The sequence below is a fragment of the Aequorivita sp. 609 genome (genome assembly GCF_014212065.1).
Classification (GTDB): Bacteria; Bacteroidota; Bacteroidia; order Flavobacteriales; family Flavobacteriaceae; genus Aequorivita; species Aequorivita sinensis.
Window position 1 is genome coordinate 1 of sequence record NZ_JACJVM010000050.1, and the last position, 379, is coordinate 379.

Consider the following 379-nt stretch of genomic DNA (forward strand, 5'->3'; position numbering starts at 1 on the left):
AAAATTAGTGTAGTTTTGAGACAGACTGCCGTTGGCTGTAATGTAAAACGACATTCCCGAAAACAAAGAAAATGACCCAATCTGAACTTATAATTTTAAATTTTACAGAAATAAGGAGAAGAAGTTTAAAACTTTGGAATGGACTACCTGAGAAATATTATAATTGGAAACCTGACGAAAAAGCAATGAGTGCGTCAGAAATGATAAGACACGTTTTGGAGGCTGATTATGGATGGAATCTTATTATTAATCAAGGTGATATGACAAATTATAAAACACCTTGGGAAAACCGAGCATTTATTAGCCTTACTGATGAACTTGAATTTGCCGAACCTTATAGAAAAACATTTATAGAAAGTATTGAACATTTTTCGGATAA

The 379-nt window shown here is 32.2% G+C and carries 1 protein-coding gene; it reads left to right on the top strand.

The features are described from left to right. Positions 1–71: 71 nt before the first annotated feature. The coding region (locus H4O20_RS12640; protein ID WP_185099485.1) for a DinB family protein at positions 72–379 on the top strand (308 nt) is incomplete at its 3' end.